Source organism: Cellulophaga sp. (assembly GCF_039943695.1).
Taxonomy (GTDB): Bacteria; Bacteroidota; Bacteroidia; order Flavobacteriales; family Flavobacteriaceae; genus Cellulophaga.
In genome coordinates, this window is the sequence record NZ_JBDVAA010000134.1 from 1 (window position 1) to 4,346 (window position 4,346).

5 protein-coding genes are annotated in these 4,346 nt (G+C 29.7%); 4 read left to right on the forward strand and 1 reads right to left on the reverse strand.

Features of this window, described 5'->3' with window-relative positions; genetic code table 11:
• The coding region (locus ABJD66_RS09270) for a CDP-alcohol phosphatidyltransferase family protein (RefSeq protein WP_348130731.1) at nucleotides 1-390 on the reverse strand (390 nt) is incomplete at its 3' end.
• Nucleotides 391-561: 171 nt separating this feature from the next.
• Between ABJD66_RS09270 and ABJD66_RS09275 the strand changes: the two genes are divergently transcribed.
• The 4 genes from ABJD66_RS09275 to ABJD66_RS09290 are packed head-to-tail and all read left to right on the forward strand — an operon-like array spanning nucleotide 562 to nucleotide 4,271.
• On the forward strand, nucleotides 562-1,734 hold the full coding sequence (locus ABJD66_RS09275; RefSeq protein ID WP_348130734.1) for a DUF4105 domain-containing protein: 1,173 nt from the start codon (nucleotides 562-564) through the stop codon (nucleotides 1,732-1,734).
• A 13-nt stretch (nucleotides 1,735-1,747) separates the two neighbouring features.
• On the forward strand, nucleotides 1,748-3,622 hold the full coding sequence (locus ABJD66_RS09280; protein ID WP_348130737.1) for an ABC-F family ATP-binding cassette domain-containing protein: 1,875 nt from the start codon (nucleotides 1,748-1,750) through the stop codon (nucleotides 3,620-3,622).
• A gap of 11 nt (nucleotides 3,623-3,633) precedes the next feature.
• On the forward strand, nucleotides 3,634-4,107 hold the full coding sequence (locus tag ABJD66_RS09285) for a hypothetical protein (RefSeq protein WP_348130740.1): 474 nt from the start codon (nucleotides 3,634-3,636) through the stop codon (nucleotides 4,105-4,107).
• A gap of 32 nt (nucleotides 4,108-4,139) precedes the next feature.
• Nucleotides 4,140-4,271 carry a hypothetical protein gene (locus ABJD66_RS09290; RefSeq protein ID WP_348130743.1) on the forward strand — a complete coding sequence of 44 codons (132 nt, stop codon included), beginning with the start codon at nucleotides 4,140-4,142 and terminating at the stop codon, nucleotides 4,269-4,271.
• The last annotated feature ends 75 nt before the right edge of the window (nucleotides 4,272-4,346 follow it).

The following is a 4,346-nucleotide window of genomic DNA, read 5'->3' on the forward strand; positions in this document are numbered from 1 at the left end:
CAATCTATAACCAGATGCTAAAGTTATTATAAATCCTAAAAAAGGAATTACAGATGAAACCGTAAAAACAGAAATATGAAAACCACTTTCTGTAGCTGTAAACATAGATGAACTCCATCCGCCAGTAGTAGCCATTAACAACAATTTATACATAACTACACCTGGTACAACACCACTTGTAACCATATCTGCTAAAGAGTCTAATTGCAAACCAAGCTCACTCTGTACTTTTAACATACGAGCCGCAAAACCATCAAAAAAATCGAAAAATATACCTAAAAACACAAAAAGAGCTACCATCTCAAAAAGTCCGTGTACAGCAAAGAGAACCGCTAAACAGCCACAAAATAAATTTAAAAGGGTAATTAAGTTTGGTATATGCTTTTTCATTCTAATTTATTTAATAGTATTTCTGTAGTCATCAAAAATACGGTAATATTAGTTGCGTTGGTAAAAATAGTATTTCTTTAAAAAAAACAATTTAAAAAGCTGCTTTTTTAAAATCCATACGGCAGTTCTGCTAATTTGTTCGATATTTGTTACTTCTAAAAAATAATGAGCTTGAAAAATTACATTAAATCTATCGTTTTTATACTTTTATTGAGTTGCTCTGCTTTTGGATATTCGCAAAATAGCTCAATATCTAAGAACGCTCAAATTAGTGTATTAACTTGTGCACCTGGTAGTGAGTTGTATTCTATTTTTGGCCATAGTGCCATTAGAGTTTGGGACCCTGTTACTAGAACAGATAAGGTTTATAATTATGGTATTTTTGATTTTAATGCTCCTAATTTTTACCTAAACTTTGTTAAAGGAAGGTTACTTTTTAAAGTTAGCAAACAAGACTTTTCAAGGTTTTTATATGAATATCAATATGACAAAAGAGGTGTTAAAGAACAGGTTTTAAATTTAAATATCGATCAAAAAAAACAGCTCTATAATTATTTAGAAAAAAACGTAAAACCAGAGAACAGAGACTATTTATATGATTATTTGTATAACAATTGTGCTACTAAAATTGTTGATGTTTTAAACATATCTATTGGTAAAGACATTAATTTTAAAGAAGATTATTTAGAAAAAAAATATACGTTTAGAGAATTATTAGATCAAAAGCTAAGTACAAATACTTGGTCTAGCTTTGGTATTGATTTAGCTCTTGGCTCTAAAATAGACAAAGAAGCTACAGCTTTACAGCATACATTTTTACCAGATTATGTATGGTCTCAACTAAATAACAGCACTATTAAAGGTAACCCTTTGGTATTGTCTAACAGAATAATTTTAAGGGAACACAAAAAAGTAGACAGTATTAATTTTTTAGTAACCCCAATGTTTTGGTCTATTTTACTTTTTGCCTTAGTCCTATTTATAACTTACATAGATTTTAAAAACCATTTATGGTCTAAATGGTTAGACGGTTTTTTATTGTTTGTTACTGGCATAACAGGTATTGTTTTAAGTTTACTTTGGTTTGCCACTGACCACACAGCAACAGCCAATAACTTTAATTTACTATGGGTTGTACCGTTTAATTTAATTGCTTTATTTTTTCTACTTAAAAAAGAAAATACAGCATCTAAACTACACAAATACAGCATATTTTTACTTATATTATTATTAATTGTACCTGTTGTGCAACTAATCGGAATTCAAAAATTTCATCCAGTATTTATTCCTATACTGCTATCTCTTGCCACTAGATATATATTTATTTGGCAAAAAACAAAATAAATAACACTCGCAAATGAACCTACTTACGGTTGAAAACATATCAAAATCTTACGGAGAACACGCTCTATTTTCAGGCATTTCTTTTGGTGTAAACAAAGACCAAAAAATTGCTCTTATTGCTAAAAATGGAAGTGGAAAAACATCTATTTTAAATATTTTATCTGGTAAAGACACTCCAGATAGCGGACAAGTAAACTATAGAAAAGGAACTAGAGTTTCATTTTTAGAGCAAGAGCCTAATATGGATCCAGACTTAACTATAGAACAAACTATTTTTGCCTCTGACAATGAAGTTTTAAGGGTAATTGCTGATTATGAAAAAGCGTTAGCTAATCCTGAAGATGCAGACAAATACCAATTAGCTTTTGATGCTATGGACAGGTTTGAAGCTTGGGATTTTGAAACACAATACAAACAAATTTTATCTAAACTTAAGTTAGATGATGTTACCTTAAAGGTTGGTTTACTTTCTGGAGGACAAAAAAAGCGTTTAGCTATGGCAGATGCGCTTATAAACAGACCAGATTTACTAATTTTAGATGAGCCTACCAACCATTTAGATTTAGAAATGATTGAATGGCTAGAGGAGTATTTTGCAAAAGAAAATATTACTTTATTTATGGTTACGCATGACCGTTATTTTTTAGAACGTGTTTGTAACGAAATTATAGAGTTAGATAATAATACTCTTTACCCTTACAAAGGTAATTACTCTTATTATTTAGAAAAAAAAGAAGCTCGTTTAACGCAAGAAGCTGTAGAACACCATAAATCTAAACTTTTATATAAAAAAGAACTAGGTTGGATGCGTAAACAACCTAAAGCACGAACTACAAAATCTAAATCTAGAATAGACGATTTTAACGATATTAAAGCCAAAGCTCACCAACGAAGAAAAGAACACAAGGTAGAGCTAGAGATTAATATGGAACGTATGGGTAGTAAAATTATGGAGCTTGTTAAAATCTCTAAATCTTATCCTGGCAAACCTATTTTAGATAAGTTCGAATACAATTTTTTAAAAGGAGAACGTATTGGTATTATTGGTAAAAATGGTACTGGAAAATCTACCTTTTTAAATATTATTACTGGTACAGACCAACCAGATAGTGGCAAAGTTATTGTTGGCGAAACAATTAAGTTTGGTTACTATACACAAAAGGGTATAAAAATAAAAGAGGGTCAGAAAGTTATAGATGTTATACGTGAGTTTGGAGATTATATTCCGCTTAAAAAAGGGCATCAAATCTCTGCACAGCAATTGTTAGAACGTTTTTTGTTTGATAGAAAAAAACAGTATGATTTTGTTGAGAAACTAAGTGGTGGAGAACGTAAAAGACTATACTTATGTACAATACTTATACAAAATCCTAATTTCTTAATTTTAGATGAACCTACAAACGATTTAGATATTGTAACGCTAAACGTTTTAGAAAGTTTTTTAATGGACTTTCCTGGTTGCTTATTGGTAGTATCGCATGATAGGTACTTTATGGATAAAATTGTAGATCACTTATTTGTATTTAGAGGCAATGCGGTTATTGAAGATTTTCCTGGAAACTATTCAGACTTTAGATCTTATGAGGATAGCGCTGTATTAGAAAGCAGAGAAAACAAAGAGAAGGAAGCTAAAACAGAAAAAAAATCTTGGAAGACAGAAGGTAAAACCAATAAACTATCTTTTCAAGAGCAAAAAGAATACAATAACATTGAAAATAAAATAAAGAAGCTAGAAGAGAAAAAAACTGAGCTTCAAAATAAGTTTTCTGACGCTAGCCTTAGTGGTGATGAAATTGATGCTTTATCTAAAGATTTACAACTTGTTATAGACGAAATTGAGACAAAAACAGAACGCTGGTTTGAGCTTTCTGCAATTGTTGAAGGTTAGATTTTAATTTTATGTTTCAGTTTATTGCTCATTTACATTTTTTGCTAAAAGCAACAAATCAGCACGGAGTACACTCGCCTTTTATATATAATTACGTAACCAAATGTTTATATAACAAAGAAAAGACACACCCTAACAAAAGCTATAATGTTGTACTTAAAAGTATTGCCTATTTTAAAATAAAAACGGCCTTTGTAGCATCAGAAAAGCTTAAAAAAAATATAACAACTAATTTAAACTATACAAAAACTAGTGTAGATTTTGGATATTTAAATTATCCTGATCTAGATAAGTTTACCGCTATTAACTACCATAACAACACTATGGTTTTTGTTGATAATATTTACAGTAGCAAACAGACAAAAGAAACTTGGGAACAAATAAAATTACTTAAAAATGTTACTGTTACCGTAGATGTTTTTTATGGCGCTGCTGTATTTTTTAGAAAAGAGCAAGCAAAAGAACATTTTAAAATTAGATTATAATACTGTATTTTTAAATTTAGAAAAAAAATAAAATGGACTATACTACTTTTATTGTTGGCGGAATTGTACTTGTTATTTTTCTTGTTATAAACTTTGAAAACAAAAAGAAAAGCAAAGAGAGAAAGTCGCGTAAATTTATGGACAATTACAAACGTAAAGAATAAGCTATTTGGATTTTAGTAACCCTTTATTTCATATTCCGTTTGGTTCTGGTTGTATTTTTATGCTTCTAGGACTTT

Bases quoted from the DNA above. Each gene is read 5' to 3' on its own strand.
- ABJD66_RS09285 (WP_348130740.1), top strand. From the start codon at position 3,634: ATGTTTCAGTTTATTGCTCATTTACATTTTTTGCTAAAAGCAACAAAT.
- ABJD66_RS09280 (WP_348130737.1), top strand. From the start codon at position 1,748: ATGAACCTACTTACGGTTGAAAACATATCAAAATCTTACGGAGAACAC.
- ABJD66_RS09290 (WP_348130743.1), top strand. From the start codon at position 4,140: ATGGACTATACTACTTTTATTGTTGGCGGAATTGTACTTGTTATTTTT.